Source organism: Allobosea sp. P5_A5 (assembly GCF_056400625.1).
On sequence record NZ_JBFUKY010000014.1, the window covers coordinates 65,405 to 85,969 of the forward strand.

Genomic DNA, 20,565 nt, shown 5'->3' on the forward strand with positions numbered 1-20,565 from the left:
TTCTCAGATGTCCTTGCAGAGCCGCATCGCATCCAGCATCGCTGCATGGATGTCGCGGGACGAGATCGCGTCGCCGATGCGGTGGAGTTCGTAGCGCCCGTCGGGATTGAGCGAGAGCGACTGGCGCCCGCCGGCGACGAGGGCATCGAGGTCGGTGACGCCGTCATTCACGGCATCCGCTCGCATCTCGTGATAGAGCTCGTCCATAGGTATGGTGCCTCGCTCGATCACCATCCGGTCGCAGGACATCGTCTCCTCGACCTCGGTGTATTCGTTGACGAAGGTCGCATCGAGCCGGTTGCCGTTACGGGTGATCCGCGTCAGCCGGCGGTCCGGGTGCAGGACGGTGCCGGCGCGATAGAGCTCGCGCATGATGAAGGGTCGGTCGAGGTAGCTGGTCTCGATGCCGGCCTGCTTGTCGGGCGTGACATAGACGAGCTGCGCGCCCTGATCGGCCAGCATCTCGGCACTGGCCGCGCCGGTAATGGTGCCAAGCCCGTCATAGAGCAGCACCGTGCCTTGCGAGACTCGCGGCGTCTCCAGCATCTCCCAGACCGTCTCGGCGAGTTCGGCGCCCGCGACCTCGTCCTCCATCTTGTCCGGCAGGCCGCCGGTCGCGATGATCACAACATCGGCGTTTTCCGCCGCAATGGTGCCGGCGTCGGCATAGCTGTTGAAGTGGAAGACGACGCCGAGACGCTCGGCTTCGGCGACCCGCCAGTCGACGATGCCGATCAGGTCGCGCCGACGCGGGATGCGCGCCGCAAGCAGGACCTGCCCGCCGGCCCGCGAGGCAGCCTCGTGCACGATCACCTCATGGCCGCGCTCGGCGCAGATCCGCGCGGCCTCGAGCCCGCCGGGGCCCGCTCCGACGATGACGACGCGGCGCTTCGTCTCGGCCTTGGCGATCAGATGCGGCAGCGTCGCCTCGCGCCCGATCGAGACGTTGTGGATGCAACGCCGCTGCCATGAGCAATAGGTCGCTCCGACGCAGGGGCGGATCTGCTTCTCCTCTCCGCGGGCAAGCTTGTTGACGATATGCGGGTCGGCGATATGGGCGCGCGTCATCCCGACCAGCGACACCAGCCCCTCCTGGATGGCATAGCGCGCCGTCGCAAGATCGGTGATCCGCGCCGCATGGAAGACCGGCAGCGACAATTGCGTCTTCACCGCTGCGACGGGCGCCAGCTGCGGCGCGAGGCCGACATGCATGCCTGGCATGTAGTCGGCAAGGCCGACCTCGGTGTCGATGCGGCCGAAGGTAAGGTTGAAGAAGTCGATCAGGCCTGAGCGCTCGATCAGCTTTGCCATCTCGAGATATTCTGCCCCGGGCATGCCCTCCTCATGCCCCTCGCCCACGGCCATCCGCACGCCGACGAGAAAATCCTCCCCGACCCGGCTGCGGATTTCCTCCAGCACCAGCAGGCCGAAGCGGGCGCGGTTCTCGAGCGAGCCGCCGAACTCGTCGGTGCGGCGGTTGACCAGGGGATTCCAGAACTGGCCGACGAGATGGCCGTGGACATGCAGCTCACAGCCATCGAGCCCACCTTCCTTGCAGCGCCAGGCCGCATCGCCGAATTGCCTGATGATGCGCGTGATGTCGTGCCGGTCCATTTCCTTGGTGAAGCCGCGATGCGAGGGTTCGCGATAGCGCGAGGGCGAGACGGTCGGCAGCCAGTTGTCCGAGCGCCAGTGGCTGCGGCCGCCGAGATGCGTGATCTGGCACATGATCGCCGCGCCGTGGCGATGCACCCGCTCCGAGAACTCGCGGAAATGCGGCACGATGCGGTCGCTGCCAACGCTGAGCTGGCCGAAGACCGAGCCGGAATCGGGCGAAACGTTCGACGAGCCGCCGAACATGGTCAGCCCGATGCCGCCCTTGGCCTTCTCCTCATGGTAAAGCTGGTAGCGCTCCTTGGGCATCGCATCCTCGCCATAGCTGATGGCGTGGCTGGTGCTCATGATGCGGTTTTTCAGCGTGAGATGCTTGATCATCAGCGGCTGGAGCAACGGATCGGAGGACATGTCAGGGCTCATTTCGGAGCGTTGAAACAGGGAACTCAGCGGCACCTGCCGGAGCGAGGCGCCCCAGCAGATGGCTGGCGAGGAAGAGATCGAGATGGCCGGCGCCGCCGTTTTTAAACAGCGTCGGCCTGCCGTCGCCTGGCGCCGAGACCTCGCCACAGCACAGCGCGAACAGGTCACCGCGCACGTCGTCGCGGCTGATCACGCCGTTTTTCAGGGGCTCGATGAACTCGCCCGAGCGTTCGAGGCAGGCGTAATCGTCGACGAAGATCGCGGCGCGGCGCAGCAGGGCGTCGTCGCCCTCACGCATCTGCGGCGTGAACGAGCCGATCAGGCCAACATGCGCGCCAGGCGCGATCAGCTCGCCCTTGATGAGCGGCTCGCTTGCCATGGTCGCGGAGATGACGATGTCGGCTTTGGGCAGCTCGGCGTCGAGATCCAGGCAGGCTTCAGCCGGAGTGCCCGCAGCCTGCAGCTTCGCCGCCAGCTTCAAAGCGCGTTCGGGCGTCCGGTTCCAGATGACGATATGCTCAATCGAAGGGCGGATCGCGTGCATCGCCTCGATGACATAAGGCGCCAGCGCGCCCGCCCCGACCATCAGCATCCGCCGGGCCTTGGGCGGCGCCAGGAAGCTCGCGCCAAGGGCCGTATCCGATGCGGTCTTGCGGAAAATCAGCGCCTCACCGTCGATCACGGCCTGCGCCTTGCCGTTATGCGGGTCGAAGACGAGATAGAGCGCGTCGACCGTCGGCAGCCCGAAGGCTTCGACATTACGCGGGAACGACGTGACCACTTTGATGCCGAGCGCCTCGCCCGCCTGCCACGCCGGCACGGCCAGCATCATATCGGGATGATCGCCCTCATGCGATTGGTCGAGCACAAGCCTTCCGATCTTCGGCTTGTCCTTGAGATGGCCAAGCCGCATTGCCTCGATGGCTCCCTGCCAGTCGAGAAGACGGTGGACGGTCTCCGCATCAACCATGCGCATCACGCTGCGACCTCGCCGGAAGCCACATCGCGCATCGCGCGAGGCTCGAAATTCTCAACGACAAAGCGGCGATAGGCTTCGACCTCATGGCCGATCCGGGCTTCGTCCCAGCCGAGCAGATCTGCGACCGTCTCGGCCGCCAGGCGTGCATCGTCGAGCCCCATCCCCGGCGTCCAGCCGACCGGGACGCGGCGAAACAACAGGTCGATCAGCGTCTCGACATGCTCGTGCACGACCGCATGACGCAGCCGCTCCGGTGACAGCGCCTTGGCGCCGGGGGAGGCCTTAGCGGCATAGGACAGCGGCATTGCCGCGCCTGATGCCTTGCCCATCCGCGCGACACGCGCCGCGATCACCCGTCCGGCATGGCGATGCGTCATGATCGGGCAGCCTGTCACGGTCAGGGCGTCGGGCATGCCTTCCGCCGCCATGTCGTGGATCGTCAGCGACTTCACGCCCGAAGCGGTTTCGCTGGTCGTGCGCGGCCTGACGCCGGCCCAGCGATAGACGATGTCCTTCGTCGTCAGGTTGAGGGAGGGCAGCGAACGGTTGGCCTCGGCGATGATGAACTCAGCTTCTTCCGGCAGCACCCGCACCTCGCCAGGTTCGTCCTCGAAGATCGTCTCGGTCGGGCCGAAGAAGTGATGGTCCCCCCAGGGCATGCAGTAGAAGGGCTGTCCGATGCTGCTGATCATCTCGAAGCCAGTGCCCCGGCAGGAATCGGGCAGCCTGACCATCAAGTTGACGCCCTTGATGCCGACGAGATGCTTCCTCTGCGGCACAGGTCCCGATGTCTTGCGCAGCAGCCGGTCGGCCCAGGGGCCGGCGGTGTTGACCAGCATGCCGGCCTCGACGGTCGCCGTCCTGCCCGGCGCGGTCGAATCCTCAAGCGTCACGCGCCAGCCGCCGCCGGGCAGCGGATCGAGCTGCGTCGCGGTGGTATAGCTTCGGATCGTCGCGCCGCAGCGCTCGGCATCGAGCATCGTGTCGATGCAGATCCGCTCCGCCCATTGGTACTGGTACTCTTCGAAGACCGCGACGCTGGTCAGGCGTTTGCTATCCATCAGACCGACCATGCCGAACTGCTCCGCCGCCTTGGCCGCCGGCAGCCGGCGATAGGACAGCGGCACCTTCGATGAGCCGAACAGGCCGAGCGCCCGATAGCCAAGATCGACCTTCCAGCCAGGATAATCGCCACCCTCGAAAACGGGGAAGAAGAAGTTATGACGGCTGACGCGCTCCGGCATCGTCGAGGCGAGTTCGGTTCGGCACTCCATCGCGAGCTTGGCCATCCGGATGCGCTGGAACAGATCCTTCGGCCTGTAAGCAAAGCGCCAGAGCTCGTGATCGGGAGAGAAATAGGCCAAACCCGAATAAAGCAGCCGGCTCGAGCGGCTCGATGTGCCGGAGCCGAAATCGCCTTTGTCGACCAAAAGCGTCGTCCGCCCGCCCGAGGCGATATGCTGGGCGGAGCTGGCACCGACGACACCGCCGCCGACGATGAGGACGTCGAAGGAGCGGCCGTCGAGGTCGGAAAAGGCAGCGCGCATCTGGTTGTCTCCGATGGCCTGGTATCGACGGGTCAGGCGGCGCCTTGCGGCGCCGATGCGAGTTCGGTGGCGAGTGTCGCGCGCATGGCGGCCGCATCTTCGAGCCAGCCCCGACGCAGCTCCGGCACCGAGGCGACGAGCAGGCGGGTATAGGGATCGACTGGAGCGCTCAGCACGGCGGCGCTCTCGCCGGTCTCGACGACGCGGCCATGGCGCAGAACCGTGACGCGATCCGCGATCGAGGCCACGGTAGCGAGGTCGTGGCTGATGAGGATGATGGTCAGGCCGAGTTCGTCGCGAAGCCGCTTGACCAGCGCAATGATCTGGCCGGCGACGATCGTGTCCAGCGCCGAAGTGATCTCGTCGCAGATCAGGATTTCGGGTTCGGCCGCGAGTGCGCGGGCAAGGTTGACGCGCTGCTTTTCGCCGCCGGAGATTTCGGTCGGGAAGCGCTCGAGATGGTGCTCGGGCAGGCTGACCATCGCGAGCAGCTCGCGCATCCGGGCTTCCGAAGCCTCCCCCTTCATCCCATGGAAGAAATACAGCACACGTCCGAGAATGCGGCGCAGCCTGTGCTTCGGGTTCAGCGCCGTATCGGCCATCTGCACCGCGAGCTGGATGCGGCGGCGCTGGGCCGCCGTGCGCTGCGCGTCGAGCCCGGCCAGCACCTCGCCATTCAAGGCGACGCTGCCGGATGCCGGCGCATGCAGGCCGGCGACGACCCGCGCCAGGGTCGTCTTACCCGAACCGGATTCACCGATTACGGCGACGATCTCGCTTTTGCCAACCTTGAGGTCGACGTCGTGCAGGGTCGGAATCTGCGGGCGGCCGCCGGCAACCTTGCCGTAGCCGGCATTAAGGCCCGTCACCGCCAATACCGGCACTGAATCCTGCGGCGGAAGCGCGGGCCTCCGCGCCAGGGCGCCCAGCGAGAGATGCTGGCAGGCTTCAATCAGTTCACGAGTATAATTCTCGCGCGGGTTCTCGATGATCTGCTGCGTCTCGCCAATCTCGACGATCTGGCCGGCCCGCATCACCGCGATACGGGTCGCGATCTGCGCGACGACGGCGAGGTCGTGGCTGACGAAAAGCGCAGCGGTGCGATTGTCGGCGATGACCTGCTTCAGCAGGCGCATCACTTCGACCTGGGTGGTGACGTCGAGCGCGCTGGTCGGCTCGTCGCAGACCAGGAGGAGCGGTTCCTCCTGCATCCCCATCGCGATCATGAAGCGCTGCAGCTGCCCGCCCGAAACCTGGTAGGGGAATCGGGTCCCGATCCGCTCCGGCATCGGCAGGCTGAGGTAACGGAAGAGCGCCTGTGCCCGCTCACGCGCTTGCTGCGGTGTCTGGCTTCGATGCAGCAGCGCCGATTCGACGACCTGCTCACCGAGCCGCAGCCGCGGATTGAACGCTGCCGCTGCGCTCTGGGCGATATAAGCGGCGGTCTGTCCCCGCATCCGGTTCAGCACCGCCTGCGGCGCGTTCAGCATATCAATGCCGTCCAGCCGGACGCTGCCGCCGGCCGGCAAAAGCCCCGGCCGCAGGTGGCCGAGCGCCGCCAGCGCCAGCGTCGTTTTGCCGGAACCGGAAGCCCCGATCAGTGCAACCACCTCGCCGCGCCGGACTTCGAGTGAGACACCGTCGAGCACGGTCATACCCGAGATCGTGGCAATGGACAGGTCGGCGACAGCGAGGACGCCGTCGGTTGTTTGTGGGCTGGGCCTGAGCGTATCGGTGTTGTGCGTCTCGGACATGGCTGCCTCAATGCCGCGCATCGCCGTCGAGTGAATCGACGAGCATGTTGAGGGCGATCGAGACCAGCGCGATCGCGATCGCGGGACCGATGGCGGCGAGCGGGTTCGTCGAGAGCCCGCCGAGATTTTCGCGCGCCATGCCTCCCCAATCGGCCATGGGCGGCTGCACGCCAAGGCCGACGAAACTGAGGCTGCTCATGAACAGGATGGCGAAGCTGGCGCGGAGCGCGAAATCGGTCGCCAGCGGCTTGATCACATGCGGCAGCATCTCGCCGAACAGGATCCAGCCGAGGCCCTCGCCGCGCGCCCGCGCCAGCTTGATATAGTCCATTTCCTTCAGGTCATTGCCGAGTGCCCGCGCGATCCGAAAAACGCCGGCCGAATAGACCACCGCCGCGATGCCGATGATGACGGTGACCGAGGACCCCAGCGCCGCCACGACGACGAGGCCGACGATGATCTTCGGCAAGGCGAGGATGACATCGACGATGCGGCTGAGGATCGCGTCCACGATACCGCCCCGCGTCGCAGCCAGCAGCCCAAGCGTGTCGCCGATCAGATGGGCGAGCATCGTCGCGGTCAGTGCCATCAGCAGAGTGATGCGCGTGCCGTCCATCAGCCGCGAGAGCACGTCGCGGCCGAGATAGTCGGAGCCCAGCCAGATGCCGGAAACGGGCGCGCTGAAGGGCTGGTCCGAGACGAAATCGAACGGATCCTGCGGCAGCGCCACGAGCGAGACCAGCGCAATCAGGGCGAAGGCGGCGAGGATCGTGGCGCTGATAATCAGCGTCGCCGACAGCGGCCTGCGGGATGCAACGCCGCTCATATCGCGTCCATCGGGCGTTGCGGCAACGCGCGCGGGTCGAACAGCCTCGCCATCACGTCGGCGAACAGGATCAGCAGCACATAGGTCGCGCAGAAGATCATCGCGCAGGCCTGCACCACCGGCAGGTCGCGCGACTGCACCGAGTCGATCATCAGCCGGGCGAGGCCGGGATAGGCGAAGATAGTCTCGACCACGACGATGCCGCTGACCAGATAGGCGGTGTTCAGCGCCACGACATTGGCGATCGGCCCGACCGCGTTGCGCAACGCATGGCGCGCAACAACCCGTCGCCCGGGCACGCCCTTTAGGATCGCCATTTCGATATAGGGCTGGGTCAGGGTGTTGCCGAGGATGGCGCGGGTCATGCGGGCGATCTGTGCGGTGACGACGACAACGAGGCTCGCCGTCGGCAGGAGGAGCGCGCGGGCCGTCTGGCCGAAGCCGGCGCCGGTCGAGAGATAGGCAACTGCCGGTAACCAGCCGAGATTGACCGCAAACAGCAGCACCAGAAGCGTCGCCAGCAGAAATTCCGGCGTTGCGGACAATGCCAGGACCACGACGGAGGCGCCGCGGTCGAGCGACCGCCCGTTCCACATCGCCATGACGACGCCGAGGAAGACCGCAAGCGGCACCGCGATCAGCGTCGTGATGCCGGCAAGCAGTGCGGTGTTCGCGACACGCTCCGAGAGCAGGCCCGTGACTGCAGACTTCGTCACCAGCGAACGGCCCCAATCGCCCTGCATGGCGCCGAAGAGCCAGGTGAGATAGCGCTGCCAGGGTGGCAGGTTCAGTCCCATCTCGAGCCGCAGCGCGCGCACGTTCTCCGGCGTCGCGTATTGGCCGAGCGCGACCTGCGCGACGTCACCCGGCAGGATTTCGCAGGCCCAAAACACGAGAAGCGAAACGATAAAGAGCAGCAGCAGCGTGGCCAGCAGCCGCCACAGGATGAATTGAGCCACGCTCTGCTACTCCGCTCGGATCCGATCGCGCACCAAGATCAGGCGTCGAGCCAGATTCGGTCGGTGAAATTAAACCCGCCGAGGCTTCCGATCGGCAGCGGCGTCAAGCCCTTGATCTTCTTCGAGACGCCGTCGACGTAACTGAGGAAAGTCGGGATCATGATCGCCCCCGAGTTATGGATGATCGTCTGGATCTCGCCATATTGTTCCTTGCGCTTGGCAAGGTCGAATTCGGCGCGGGTCATGTCGATCAGCTTTTCGAGCCGCTCGTTCTCGTAATGTGAGAAGTTCCAGACCGCGCCCTTCTTCCAGCTCAGATTGAGCAGCATGTTGTAGGTCGGGCGGGGGTGGAAATTGGTGGCGAAGAACGGGCGCTTGCCCGCCACTGCCGTCCAGTAGCTCTCGGCCGGCTCGCGCTTGATCTGCAGGTTGAGGCCGGCGCGCATTGCCTCGCGCTGCATCAGCTGACCGATGTCGACGCTGTAGAGCACGCCGTCGCCCATCGAGAGCTCAACCGGGCTCTGGCCGATGCCGGCCTTGCCGAAATGGAACTTAGCCTTGTCGATATCGAGCTCGCGCTGCGGTAGCGCCGAATTGAAGTAGGGGCTCGCCGGGCCGATCGGATGATCGTTCGCGATGGTGCCATAGCCGCGCAGCACCGTGTCGAGCACGCGCTTGCGGTCTATCAGATACGACAGGCCAAGCGCCAGATCGATGTTGTTGGAAGGCGCGCGGTCGACCGCCGCCTGGATTGCCGTGTAGCGCGTGCTCGGCGTGACGAAGACCTCGGCATTGCTCGACTTCGCGACCTGCTCGATGCCGTTGCCGCGTAGCTCCAGGATCATGTCGACATCGCCCGAGAGCAGCGCATTGGCGCGCGCCGAGGCGTCGGGAATCGGGAACATCTCGAACTGGTCGATATAGGGCTGGCCCTGTTTCCAGAAGTTCGGGTTGCGAACCAGCACGGTGCGGATGCCGGGCTGGAACTCCCTGACCGTGAAGGCGCCGGTGCCGATCGGCTTGGCGAAGTCATAGGTGCCGTTCTTGACCAGGGCGAACTGGAAGATGCCGACCAGGATCGGGAAATCGACATCAGGCTGGGCCAGATCGAAGACGATCTTGCTGGGCCCGTCCGCGGTCAACGCGGTGATGTTGGAAATAAGCTGCTTGGCCGTCGAGGCGACCTTGTCCTCGCGATGCCGCAGGATCGAGAAGATGATATCGTCGGTGGCGAGCGGTGCACCGTCCGAGAAGCTGATGCCCTTGCGGATCGAGAAGACCCAGCGCGTCGCTTCCTTATTGGCCTCCCAGGACTCCGCGACCTCGGGCTGCGCGTCGCCCTTCTCGTCCATGCGGGTCAGATAGCTGTAGACGCTGGTGCCGCGAATATAGTCGTTGCCCTTGTCATAGCGGGCGGAATCGAAGGTATCGCCGGTCGATTGCTGGAACAGCGCCAGCCTGACCGTGCCGCCGCGCTTCGGCGCGCCCTGAGCCATGCCGCGACCGGCCCCCGCGATCACGCCCGTCGTCAGCAGGCCCGCGCTGAAGGCGCGCCGCGTCAATCCGTTTGCCGGCAAGGAGCTGCCGGCCATCGTCGAACCGTCTGCCATTCCGCTCACCCTCTTGTTTGACGGCGTCTTTGACGCTCGCATCTCGTGTTGTTTCAGTACTCTTGACCAAAAATCAGGCCGGAAAAGCGCAGGCGGCTCACTGGCGAAGTATTTACCATGCGCGCAGCACGATAAATCGGGAAAGACGGGATTTAAGCTTATTAAATCAGTATTCACGGAGCGAATATTGATTTCGTCCAAATCATTATCAAATGATCTTTAGGAAAAGTAGAGATTGCTGATACTCTCGCCCTGGACATTCAAAGTTCCCGCTATGGACGCCCGATACGGAAGCCACCAGTTGACGTCGCTCCAACACGGCTTGATGGTCGCGTCGCGCCTTAAACCATGCGCTTGGGGTCGAGCTGCGCCTGATAGGGGTGCAGGTCCGTCAGTGGCGAGACCCGATCCGGCTGCGTCGGCTGCGGCAGCTCCGAGGCCCTATCTTCCGAGGGAGGGACGCCATAGGCCTCACGATAGCGTTCGAGGAAGCGCGGATAGGAGCGGAAGCCACAGCGCATCGCTATGGCCGTGAGTTCGATCCGCGTCGCCTTTACTAGCTTGCGCGCCCGCGCCAGCCGGATCATCCGGTAGTAGTCGAAGGTCGAGCAGTTGAAGGCGATCTCGAACAGCCGGTCGAGATGCCGGCGCGAGAGCCCGACCTGTTCCGCGATCGCCTCGATCTCCAGAGGCCGGTGGATCGCCTCTTCCATCATCCGGCAGGCCTCTCTCACCGGCTGGGGAAAGCCATTATAGGCCGAGGTGAAGAGATCGTCCTGATAGGCGCCGATCTCGCGCCGGTATGGGAAGATAATGATGTTGGCGACGCGGGCCGCGACCGCCTTGCCGAGATGCTCGGAGACGAGATGCAGCATCATGTCCGTCGCCGCAGCGCCACCGGCGCAGGTCATGCGCTTCTCGCTCCAGGTATAGACCTTCTTGACGAAGCTAACCTCCGGGAAGAGCGCGGCGAACATTGGCAGGTTGTTGAAATGCGCCGTCGCCACATGGCCGTTCAGCACGCCGGCCTTGGCGAGGTGGTAGACGCCGCTCTCGATCGAGCCGATCATCTTGCCATGCCGATCGAAGCGCCGGATCAGGCTCAGCGTCTCGGCATTCTCGTAGCTGTCATGCCGGAAGCTAGACAGGACGACCAGCGCGTCGAACTCCTTCAGATTGCGGACATGCATCTCAGCCTGCAGCGCAATCCCGGAACTCGACGCGACCTGCTCTTGCGTATCGTGCACGAATAGGGAGCGGAAGGGCGCTTCGGGGTAGAGCGAATTCGCAACTCGCAGCGTCTCCGTCGCCGAGACGGCTCCCAGCAGGGAGAACTCAGGCAACAGCAGGAACGCAATCGTATACATCGGGCGTTCTCACAAATGCGTCGGGCACAAATTTTGATAGGCTGCCGGCGCAGATCACTTTCATATTATGAAGGCCGCCTGCGAGAAAATGAACGAAAACCACTCCATCGATGGTAGCTGCCAACAGGCTAAGCTATCGTTGAGCCGCAGGATTGAGACCGCGCCCAGATCAAGCGCTCCCGCATTCCAGCGAGACCGCGCTCGTGACGGTCGCAAGTTGACGCCTCCACATCTGCTAGGGCTAGGTGCACTGTTAGATTAAGCGCCTGTGCTGCTATCCCTTAACCAGAACTTCCTAATGTCTGCTATTGACATATCAGGGCCCTTGTACAATATCACCTCACTGATACTAGCATGTTGCGCACAGAACGAAACCCGTCATGCCCCATTTGATCGGCATCCAAACGAAAGATCTCGCTGCCGCTCGCGCCTTCTACACGGATGTCTTGGGGCTCAGAGCGTTGCTCAGCAGCCCACCCGGTGCCGTCGTTCGACACACAGCCTGTTCCATTCGCCGTTCGCACCCCCTTGACTGATCTCGGCGATACGGAGGAACTCGGTCGCGGCATCGCTCTCTGGTTCGGCTGCGATGATGCCGAGACTACCACGCCGGCAGGATGCTAGCGCGGCAAGGGGCCGACCGCGTCGGCACAGCCTTCGAAGATCGATGTGAGGTATTTGCGATACCGCTCGACGTCGCGATCGATCTTCGGGTCTTTGATCACGTCCGTAAAGACGTGGGTCGGAAAGGGCGTCAGACCCAACATCTGGTTCGCTTTGTGGAAGGGGAAATACAACGCCTCCACACCGCGTTGCTCGAACATCCCTCCAGGAGCACTGAATGCGCTCTCAGGCGCATTCCACGTCGCCGAGATAAGGTAGCGCCGGCCTGTAAGGAGGCCGCCACTTCCGTAAACCCCATCGGGGTTGTCTGGGGTGCGGCCGTCGTGCGCATACAGGCGCCCGTACCCCGTGGTAAACACCTCGTCGATGTAGCGCTTCATCGGCCATGGCGTCCCCATCCACCACGCGGGCATCTGGTACACGATCAGATCCGCGCGGAGAAATCGCTGGACCTCTTCTTCCGGATCATAGGGTTCGAAAACCTTGGTCAACTCGTATGTCGCGCCGGCCGATGCTGCGGTGTCGCCAGCGACGTCTGCAAGCATGGCGTTGAGACTGCCGGCAGCGAACGCATGCTGAGCGCCCCCGTTTACGATCAGTACATGCTTGATTTCCTGGCCTAAGGCGTGACTGGCGGTCATCGCCTCGCCCGCTGTCGGCACGACGTGGTGATCGATCCGATCGTCTCCGATATAAGGGGTAGGCATCTGCAAATCCTCGGGTCTTGATGTCGCTCAGTGTCGCTTCGTAGGCCCGGCGATCATTCTCCAGGCCATCTGGAAAGGCGGGCGTGCATTCGTGCTAGCCCGTCGCCCGCTCCAGCATCACGCCTGCGCAACCGGCTTGCTGTGTCGACTTTGTTTCCTAGAGGGGCCATAAACTATTCTGCTGGTTAAGATTGCGGATAAATAGTCCCCATAATGGAGCGTGCGGTGAGCAAATTAAATGATCTCGCTGCGATCCGCGTCTTCGTCGCCGTCGCCGATGATGGAAGCTTCTCCCGGGCCGCCGAACGCTCCGGCCAGACACGCTCCGCGGTCGGCAAGGCAATCGCCCGGCTTGAAGAACAATTGGGCACCCGCCTATTGCACCGTTCGACCCGCCGGCTCGGGTTGACGGTGGAGGGGCAGGCCTTTTACGAACGGTGCAGCCAGATACTGGCCGAGCTCGACGAAGCCGAGGCCTTGATCCGCCAGGATCACGCCGAACCGTCTGGCACGCTGAGAATGACGGTCCCCGATGCGGTCGGTCGAACCTGCATCCTTCCCGTCTTACATCGCTATCTTCTGGCCTGGCCCAACCTGAAAGCGGAAGTAAGTTTCACTGATCGCGTCGTCGATCTCCTGAACGACGGCTATGATTTGGCCGTTCGGATTGGCAACGTACCCTCTGACGGCAGTTGCATAACGCGCGTCATAGCCAGATCGAAGGCGATCGTGTGTGCGGCTCCAGTCTATCTTGACGCTAGTGCGCCGCTTCTTTCCCACCATGATCTACCGAGCCACCGTAGATTGGCATTCGGGAGCCACGGTCGCCCCTTTGGCTGGCATCTTCACGACGCCAGCGGTGTTGCCAGACTGATCGACAGCGAGCCGCACCTGACTTTCGACAGTGCAGCAGCGCTTCGCGAGGCAGCGTGCCTTGGGCAAGGAGTGGCCTACATGCCGGATTTCATAATCGGCGAGGATCTCGCGGCCGGGCGATTAGCGCCGGTCTTGCCGCAATACACAACGGAGACGTACCCGATCAGCGCGGTCTATCCGACGCGCCGGCACGTCTCGCTCAAGGTGCGGCTGTTTCTGGATATGCTGGCGAGCGGACTCCGCATCCCAGCATTCTCGTGAGAAAAGGCCGTGGCGTTTCGGAGGAATGGTATCAACGAACGACGATTGTGATGCGCTTAGCTCACGCCCGTATGTAGGGGGGGTGTGAACTTAAAGCGAGGAGCGATGCTGCAATCCCGGGTCAGTCGCTCATCGGCACTGTTCGTCATCGTCTTCGTTCTGGCAGCACTACTCGGTAGCCTTCCAGTACGCCCCGCGCACGCGCAAGCCACCTGCGGCTCCGGGCAGCTTTGTCGATCGAGCTCCCTGGCGAGCAGGCCGTTTCGGGGAAGCATCGAATTAGACGTGGATGCAACCGACACGCGTCACGGCATTATCAAGACCCACGAAGTCATTCCGGTACAGGGAGACGGTGATCTCATCCTCTTCTACCCACAGTGGGAGACGGCGAGCCATGCGCCGACTGTGCCCGTCGCTTCGCTCACGGGATTGATTGTCAGCGTGGATGGCAAGCGCGTCGAATGGCGCCGCGATCCGTTCGACGTCTACGCCTTCCACATTCCTGTGCGGCACGGAGCCCGGACGATCACCGCAGACTTCCAATATCTGGCCGACCACCGATCGATGCGGGAGGACATGATTACAGTGCCTTGGCAGCGCGTCTTGCTCTATCCCAGCGGCTGGTCGTCCGCCGCGATTCCGATAACCGCTGGCCTGCGCCTGCCTGGCGGCCTTACCCCCTTTACTTCCCTTGATCGGGCGAACGCAGACACCGCTGTCCTACGGTTCGCGACGACGCCGCTCGACCGGCTCGTAGATGCTCCTGTCCTTGCCGCGCGGCACGCTCGAACCATTCTCCTTTCGAACGGAAGCCAGCCGTCGATCAGCCTCGATGTTCTCTCCGACGATCCTGCCGTTCTCGCGGTCGGCGAGGACGAGACGAGGCGGATGCGCGACCTGGTACGGCAAACGACCCTGGTTTTCGGTCCCGCGCCGTTCCGGCACTACGACGCCATTATCGCGCCAGACGACGCGATGGGGGCTGACCTTGCGCAGGTTGCGGGCGCTCGGGACTAGATCGTTCAGCGGGATATATTGGATCGTCATGTCTCTCTTCCTTCTTCAAATCGCCAGTAGGGCGATGGCCCTCGCCATCGCTCCCGAGCTCGTGCGGAACAGCCGGAGGAGAGGGGGCAGCGAGAATCTGCCGGGGTGGAGCGGGCGCAGCGAGGCGCAGCCGAGTAAGCCACGGCCCGGCTGATTGTCGTTGCTGGGGAGAGGGGGCGGCGCGCCCCTTTCCCCGACTGAACATGAGGATCTCGCCGGCGTCGCCGGCACCCTGCGGGCGGCCCGGCCGCCCCTTACGCGAGGATCGTCACGCGACTGCGCCGAGACGCCGGCACGGTGGCTCGGTCGGAGCCGTCAGGCGGAGATAGAGCCGTGCCCGCAGGGTCGCGCCCGCGTCTTATTGATCTCGAAAGCCATCTCGATTATATTCCATACATGGAATACGGTTGCTTATGACCTGGGACGTAGAGAACACCGATGAGTTTGGGAGCTGGTTCGTCGATCTGAGCGAAGCCGACCAGGATGCGATCGACTTCACCGTCGACTTGCTGATCGCGCAAGGACCGAACCTACGCTTCCCGCATTCCTCCGGGATAAGCAATTCGCGGCACTCGCACATGCGCGAACTGCGGGTCCAGAGCGAGGGGCGGCCGCTGCGGATCTTCTACGCCTTCGACCCGCGCCGATCGGCGATATTGTTGATCGGGGGCGACAAGACCGGGGACGACCGCTTCTACGATCGGGTGATCCCGATCGCGGACGATCTTTACGACGTGCATTTGAAGGAACTGAAGAAGGAAGGATTGCTAAAATGAGCGGACATCGCCCGTTTTCGGACCTCAAGAAGGGGTGGAGCCCCGAGCGCAGCACGCGCGGCGAGGCGCGTAAGGCGAAGCTGGCGGCCGAGATGGTCAGCCTCGAACAGTTGCGCGAGGGGCTGGGCATCAGCCAGGAGGAGCTGGCGAACGTCTTGGACGTGCAGCAGCCGGCCATCTCCAAGCTGGTGCGTCGGCCCGACATGAAGGTGAGCACGCTACGCGAGCTGATTGCCGCGATGGGCGGCGAAATGCACATCACCGCGACGTTTGCCGATCGCTCCGTAGAGATCGGCAACTTCACCGCAGCCACTGCCTGAGAACCGCCCCGCCGAAGCAGGGCGGCCTGGCTAGTCAGCGTGACCAGATGAGGGCGAAGGTGCCGTCGTCGCTCTCGGTGAGGCTGGCATAGACCGGAGCCGCGAAGCTCGGATCATCCAGCTTGATTGAAAGATAATCGCGACCCTCGCGGCTCGTCTTCTTCCACGCGGCGCCGAAGGCGACGTCGCCGGCGACGAGTCGATGGCTGGGCGCCTTGTCGTTGCCGTTTGTATCCTCGGGGACGATGCGGACGTTCTTGGCCTGGACGCTGAGGGTGATGATCGAACCCCTGAACTCGTTGCCGCACTTGGTGAAGGTGCCGATGGTCGCCATGTTGAAGCCTTTCAGTTGCTCGAGCCGCGACCGCCGCGGCCTCGATGGCGATCGGTGAATCTGGACGATCGGACGCGCACCGCGCTCGCGCGGGGAACGGCGAGGCGCGGCTTTTTTGCTTCGCGATGCAAAGCCGAAGGCGGCGGAAAAAAGCCGCAGGCCGAACCGTTGCGCCAGGACGATCGAGGCGAAGCCGGTCCGGATTAGATCAAGCCAGATAGAGGCCGTGACGGTTGCGGTGGGCAACTGCGATCGGGCGACAGGTCGACGGCAGTCCTTGGAAAGAGGTCGAGGATAAGGTCCGTGAAGTCTTGCACCGTGCAAGCCTGGGCGCGAGGGAAGGGAGGTCCTGCCAGGTCTGGTTACGACAAGGGTTTGCCGTCTATCCGCTCGTAGGTGACGCCGATCCGCGTGGAGGATGTGGAACGGCGGCGCAGGGTCGAGGCGATATAGCGGTCAGCGGTAGTACGGTCTTCGAAGGAGAGGGCTTTGGCCTGGCCCCGCGCACCGACGCGGCCCCAGCGTGTTTCGACGATGATCGCGCCGAACAGGTCAACGCTGGTGATGATCGCATAGCGCCGGCGAATATTGCGCGCAGCATCGATGGCCGCGAGTTCGATTGGGTCGGGAAGGTCTTCGGCTGCGCCAAACATGGCGCAGATTCTACTTTACTGGCGATTGTCTGTCCGATGACTTCTTTGAATCAATAGCCCGCTTTCGATTCACAAATGAATCAGCCGGCGGGCTCTTGCTCGGCTTGGGCTATCGGACGAGGACGACTTTCACTCCAATTTCTTCAGCAATTTCCGCCCACGCCCGATCAGCCGTGACGGCAGGAAGACCCAGCTTCCGCGCCAGAGCCAGGCAGGCACGATCTCCGTGGCTAAGACCGACGCGCTTGGTAGCGTCGCGCATCAGTCCCGCCGCCACAGCGAGGTCATGATCGAGGGAACGCACGTCAAGGCGGAGAGCCTCGATCAGCGCCGGTATTCCGGCGGCTGGAACGCCTTTATCGAGCGCCTTGGAAACGATCTCCTGAAGATTGATGGCGGAAATTGCCGCATCCCGCAGCCAGCGCCTTGCCTCTTCGGCCCCGGTTTCTTCGTTCAGGTCCGCAAAGACAGCGGACGTGTCGATGACGCAAGCCGGCATCAACGCTTCACTCTGCTATCCGGGTCGCCTTGCACATCCTGCGCGCTTTCGGCTCGTCGATCAGCAATGACCTCGTCGGCGATTGATGTGCCAGCCGGAACATATTTGCGGAAAAGGGCCCTTGCTCGATCGAGCGAGACATCAGGCGTCGTGAGCCGCACTTCGCCATTCACGACCTCTGCCATGACTTGGCCGCCCTTTTCCACCCCAAGCGATTTCCGCAGCACAACCGGCAGGACAAGCCTACCATTTGGGAGGACATTGACTCGAACCATATGATTGACCTCCTGTTCATGAATGTCATTTCGTCACCTACGGCCATATCACCTCAATGGGTCACTTCGCAAGACGCCGTCGTGTTATGACATCCTCAGAAAACGAGGGTTTTTCGACACGTCGAGTCCGCCGGTCGGAACTGCCGCTTGACCGGCTAAAATCCATCGGAAACCCTATCGAAAACCTACCTGTCGGAAACAGGCGGGTCCTGACGGGTTTTCGACGGAGATCGCTATCGGAATGGCAGGATTGATCGGCTACGCGCGGGTTTCGACCGCAGACCAAGAGACGGCGTTGCAGCTCGACGCCCTGAAGGCGGCCGGCTGCGCGCGCATCTTCTCGGAGAAGGCGTCAGGCGCTAACCGTGGACGGCCGGAGCTGGCGGCAGCACTCGATTATATGCGCGAGGGTGACACCCTCGTCGTTTGGAGGCTCGATCGCCTCGCACGCTCGCTGAGCCAACTTATCGAAACGGTCGAAGGCCTGCGCAAGTGCGGGATCGAGCTGCGATCGCTGAATGAGACGATCGACACCTCCACAAGCGCAGGCCGGCTGACGTTCAACCTGTTCGGCGCTCTCGCTGAGTTCGAGCGGGACGTGATCCGCGACCGGACGAAGGCCGGCTTAGAAGCGGCTCGGGCGAGAGGGAGGAAGGGTGGACGGCCCCGTAAGCTGACAGAAAAGGACCTGGTTGTTGCGCGAGCGATGCTGTCGGCCGATCCCCCGGTGTCCTTCGCGGAAGCGGCGCGCCGACTGAAAGTCAGTCCAGCGACACTCTACGGCTATTTTCCGGTCAATCAGCGCCCTGGCCCAAACGGACGCTATGCCGATCCGGAACTGCCGCTCGAAGTACCGGCCTAACGATGGTCTTTGAACGCATCTCATTGCTGCGAAACATTGGACAATTTGATTCGGTCAACGCTGGCGCTCAACTCCCGCTGACGAAGCTCTCCCTGCTCTATGCGGAGAACGGCCGAGGCAAGACGACCATCGCGGCGGTCCTGCGCTCGCTCAACACGGGTGAGCCGGGGTTGATCGACGAGCGCCGGCGCCTCGGTGCGGCAAATCCGCCGCATGTCGTCCTCACCTTTGCCGGTGCGCCGCTTGTTTTTCAGAACGGCGCCTGGGCGGCCCCGCTGCCGCGTATCGCAGTTTTCGATGACGCCTTTGTCGCCGCGAACGTCTGTTCCGGAATCGCGATCGAGACAGCGCACCGGCAAAACCTTCATGAGCTGATCCTCGGCGCGCAAGGCGTGGCGCTGAACGCGACGCTGCAGGGGCATGTCGCGCGGGTTGAGGAACACAATCGGGATCTTCGGACGAAGGGGGACGCAATCCCGGCTGCGGCCCGTGGCACGCTGACTATTGATGCCTTTTGCGCCCTGGCCGCTGATTCCGCCATCGACGCCAAGATTCAGGAAGCCGAGCGCAACCTAGCCGCGGCACTTTCTGCCGACGTGATCCGTCAACGGGCGGCTTTTATTCCCTTCAGCCTGCCGGGCTTCGACGTTGCGACGATCCATGCACTCCTGGCGCGCAACCTCCCCGACCTTGACGCGGGCGCAGCGGCCCGTGTGCGCGAGCATTTGCGAAGCCTCGGCAAAGGCGGCGAGGCATGGGTTGGCGAAGGCATGGGCCGGATCGCCGGTGCATCGAAAGGCAAAGACCATGACGCCTGTCCCTTCTGTGCCCAGGACCTCGCCGGCTCGGTATTGATCCAGCATTACCAGGCTTATTTCAGCGAAGCCTATGAGGCCCTGAAAACTGCGATTCGGGAGATAGGGCAGGGGATCAACACGGCGCACGCGGGTGACGTGCCGGCGGCATTTGAGCGGGCCGTGCGGGTCGCTGTTGAAAATCGCGAGTTCTGGCGGGCCTTCACCGATGTTCCCGACATCGATGTGGACACGGCCGCAATCGCGCGCGCTTGGGCGACAGCGCGGGACGCCGTGCTGACAATCCTGCGCGCCAAAGCGACAGCACCGCTTGAGGCGATGACGCTCTCTGCCGAAACCATCGCGGCGATCGACGCCTATGATGTGCACCGCACCGCAATCGCCGGCCTATCGGCGGCGCTGCAGGCTCGGAACGCCCCGATCGCGATCGTCAAAGAACAGGCGGCCGCCGCGCATGTCGCCACTGATGCTGCAACGGCCGCGCTATGCGATGATACCTTAACGAGAAAGCGGCAAAAACGGCTACCGAAGCCCGGCGTGTGCAGGCACGCGCGGCGCTCGACCAGTACCGCCAGAACATCTTTCCCGCCTACGAAACGGCGATCAATGAATACCTCCGGCGGTTTAACGCCGGCTTCCGGCTCGGCTCGGTCACGTCGGTCAACAATCGCGGCGGCTCCTCGGCCAACTACACGGTGCTTATCAATAACGTCGCGGTCGCATTGACGGGGGAGGGTGGCCCCTCGTTCAAGAACACATTGAGCGCCGGCGACCGGAATACCCTCGCGCTCGCCTTTTTCTTCGCCTCGCTCGATCAGGAGCCGCAGCTGGGACAAAAGATCGTCGTGATCGACGATCCCATGACTAGTCTCGATGAACACCGCTCGCTAACGACAGTGCAGGAAATGCAACGGCTCTATGGCCGGGTTAGCCAGATGCTAGTGCTCTCGCACTCGAAGCCGTTTCTCTGTGCAATCTGGGAGGGTGCCGACAAGGTAACTCGCTCCGCCATGCGGATTGTCCGCGACGGAGCGGGCTCGACGCTCGCGGTCTGGGACGTGCGCCAAGATTGCATCACGGAGCACGATCGGCGGCATCAGCAGGTCCGGGAATATATTCGCGCGGGCAACCCTGCGACCGAGCGCGCCGTCGCGGCTGCATTGCGGCCTATCCTCGAAGCCTTCATGCGCGTCGCTTATCCAGCCGACTTCCCGCCGGACGCGCTGCTCGGGCCGTTCATCGGCATCTGCCAGCAGCAGCATGGCGGGCCGAGCCAAATTCTCGATGTCGCCGACACGACGGAGCTGCGTGCACTGCTCGATTATGCGAACCGCTTTCACCATGACTCGAATCCAGCTTGGGAAACGGCGGCGATTAACGACCAGGAATTATTAGATTTCGCCACGCGCACGCTCGTCTTTGCGCAGCGGCGATAAG

The 20,565-nt window shown here is 63.4% G+C and carries 20 protein-coding genes; 7 read left to right on the plus strand and 13 right to left on the minus strand.

What is annotated here, in order from left to right; translation table 11 throughout:
• Window positions 1-3: 3 nt before the first annotated feature.
• The 8 genes from AC1DR6_RS20955 to AC1DR6_RS20990 all read right to left on the minus strand — a co-directional run bounded on the left by AC1DR6_RS20955 (window position 4) and on the right by AC1DR6_RS20990 (window position 11,079).
• Window positions 4-2,025 (minus strand): oxidoreductase, encoded by a 2,022-nt coding sequence (locus AC1DR6_RS20955; protein WP_476831202.1) that lies wholly within the window; start codon window positions 2,023-2,025, stop codon window positions 4-6.
• Between the two features lies 1 nt (window position 2,026).
• A complete protein-coding gene (locus tag AC1DR6_RS20960) occupies window positions 2,027-3,013 on the minus strand; it encodes an ornithine cyclodeaminase family protein (protein ID WP_476831237.1) in 987 nt (328 codons plus the stop codon).
• On the minus strand, window positions 3,013-4,563 hold the full coding sequence (locus AC1DR6_RS20965; protein WP_476831203.1) for an FAD-dependent oxidoreductase: 1,551 nt from the start codon (window positions 4,561-4,563) through the stop codon (window positions 3,013-3,015). The genes AC1DR6_RS20960 and AC1DR6_RS20965 overlap by 1 nt, the downstream gene beginning before the upstream one ends.
• Window positions 4,564-4,595: 32 nt before the next feature.
• Complete coding sequence (locus AC1DR6_RS20970) at window positions 4,596-6,317, minus strand: ABC transporter ATP-binding protein (RefSeq protein WP_476831204.1); 1,722 nt, start codon at window positions 6,315-6,317, stop codon at window positions 4,596-4,598.
• A gap of 7 nt (window positions 6,318-6,324) precedes the next feature.
• Window positions 6,325-7,143 carry an ABC transporter permease gene (locus AC1DR6_RS20975; protein ID WP_476831205.1) on the minus strand — a complete coding sequence of 273 codons (819 nt, stop codon included), beginning with the start codon at window positions 7,141-7,143 and terminating at the stop codon, window positions 6,325-6,327.
• Complete coding sequence (locus tag AC1DR6_RS20980) at window positions 7,140-8,102, minus strand: ABC transporter permease (RefSeq protein WP_476831206.1); 963 nt, start codon at window positions 8,100-8,102, stop codon at window positions 7,140-7,142. The genes AC1DR6_RS20975 and AC1DR6_RS20980 overlap by 4 nt, the downstream gene beginning before the upstream one ends.
• A 38-nt stretch (window positions 8,103-8,140) precedes the next feature.
• Entirely contained in the window at window positions 8,141-9,712 is a 1,572-nt protein-coding gene (locus tag AC1DR6_RS20985) for an ABC transporter substrate-binding protein (RefSeq protein WP_476831207.1), read from the minus strand.
• A 341-nt stretch (window positions 9,713-10,053) separates the two neighbouring features.
• Window positions 10,054-11,079: a GlxA family transcriptional regulator gene (locus tag AC1DR6_RS20990; protein WP_476831208.1), complete on the minus strand. Its 1,026-nt coding sequence runs from the start codon at window positions 11,077-11,079 to the stop codon at window positions 10,054-10,056.
• Between the two features lie 380 nt (window positions 11,080-11,459).
• Here AC1DR6_RS20990 and AC1DR6_RS20995 point away from each other — a divergent pair, with 380 nt between their 5' ends.
• Complete coding sequence (locus AC1DR6_RS20995; RefSeq protein WP_476831209.1) at window positions 11,460-11,615, plus strand: VOC family protein; 156 nt, start codon at window positions 11,460-11,462, stop codon at window positions 11,613-11,615.
• Window positions 11,616-11,699: 84 nt separating this feature from the next.
• On the opposite strand, the gene AC1DR6_RS21000 is transcribed toward AC1DR6_RS20995, so the two are convergent.
• Complete coding sequence (locus AC1DR6_RS21000; RefSeq protein ID WP_476831210.1) at window positions 11,700-12,410, minus strand: NAD(P)H-dependent oxidoreductase; 711 nt, start codon at window positions 12,408-12,410, stop codon at window positions 11,700-11,702.
• A 225-nt stretch (window positions 12,411-12,635) separates the two neighbouring features.
• Here AC1DR6_RS21000 and AC1DR6_RS21005 point away from each other — a divergent pair, with 225 nt between their 5' ends.
• From AC1DR6_RS21005 to AC1DR6_RS21020, 4 genes are all read left to right on the plus strand, one after another.
• Window positions 12,636-13,547, plus strand: coding sequence for a LysR family transcriptional regulator (locus AC1DR6_RS21005; RefSeq protein ID WP_476831211.1), 912 nt, complete (start codon window positions 12,636-12,638; stop codon window positions 13,545-13,547).
• 285 nt (window positions 13,548-13,832) lie between these two features.
• On the plus strand, window positions 13,833-14,564 hold the full coding sequence (locus AC1DR6_RS21010; protein WP_476831212.1) for a M61 family metallopeptidase: 732 nt from the start codon (window positions 13,833-13,835) through the stop codon (window positions 14,562-14,564).
• Window positions 14,565-15,007: 443 nt separating this feature from the next.
• A complete protein-coding gene (locus AC1DR6_RS21015; protein WP_476831213.1) occupies window positions 15,008-15,370 on the plus strand; it encodes a type II toxin-antitoxin system RelE/ParE family toxin in 363 nt (120 codons plus the stop codon).
• A complete protein-coding gene (locus tag AC1DR6_RS21020) occupies window positions 15,367-15,690 on the plus strand; it encodes an XRE family transcriptional regulator (RefSeq protein ID WP_476831214.1) in 324 nt (107 codons plus the stop codon). The genes AC1DR6_RS21015 and AC1DR6_RS21020 overlap by 4 nt, the downstream gene beginning before the upstream one ends.
• Window positions 15,691-15,724: 34 nt before the next feature.
• Here AC1DR6_RS21020 and AC1DR6_RS21025 read toward each other — a convergent pair whose 3' ends face one another.
• The 4 genes from AC1DR6_RS21025 to AC1DR6_RS21040 all read right to left on the minus strand — a co-directional run bounded on the left by AC1DR6_RS21025 (window position 15,725) and on the right by AC1DR6_RS21040 (window position 17,451).
• Entirely contained in the window at window positions 15,725-16,024 is a 300-nt protein-coding gene (locus AC1DR6_RS21025) for a DUF736 domain-containing protein (RefSeq protein ID WP_476831215.1), read from the minus strand.
• Between the two features lie 362 nt (window positions 16,025-16,386).
• Window positions 16,387-16,677, minus strand: a complete 291-nt coding sequence (locus AC1DR6_RS21030) for a WGR domain-containing protein (RefSeq protein ID WP_476831216.1) — start codon at window positions 16,675-16,677, stop codon at window positions 16,387-16,389.
• 109 nt (window positions 16,678-16,786) lie between these two features.
• A complete protein-coding gene (locus AC1DR6_RS21035) occupies window positions 16,787-17,176 on the minus strand; it encodes a PIN domain-containing protein (RefSeq protein ID WP_476831217.1) in 390 nt (129 codons plus the stop codon).
• Complete coding sequence (locus AC1DR6_RS21040; protein WP_476831218.1) at window positions 17,176-17,451, minus strand: AbrB/MazE/SpoVT family DNA-binding domain-containing protein; 276 nt, start codon at window positions 17,449-17,451, stop codon at window positions 17,176-17,178. Before AC1DR6_RS21040 ends, AC1DR6_RS21035 begins: the two co-directional genes overlap by 1 nt.
• Window positions 17,452-17,692: 241 nt before the next feature.
• On the opposite strand from AC1DR6_RS21040, the gene AC1DR6_RS21045 reads away from it, so the two are divergent.
• Window positions 17,693-18,313 (plus strand): recombinase family protein, encoded by a 621-nt coding sequence (locus AC1DR6_RS21045; RefSeq protein WP_476831219.1) that lies wholly within the window; start codon window positions 17,693-17,695, stop codon window positions 18,311-18,313.
• A gap of 1,354 nt (window positions 18,314-19,667) precedes the next feature.
• Window positions 19,668-20,564 carry an AAA family ATPase gene (locus tag AC1DR6_RS21050; RefSeq protein ID WP_476831220.1) on the plus strand — a complete coding sequence of 299 codons (897 nt, stop codon included), beginning with the start codon at window positions 19,668-19,670 and terminating at the stop codon, window positions 20,562-20,564.
• Window position 20,565: the final 1 nt, after the last annotated feature.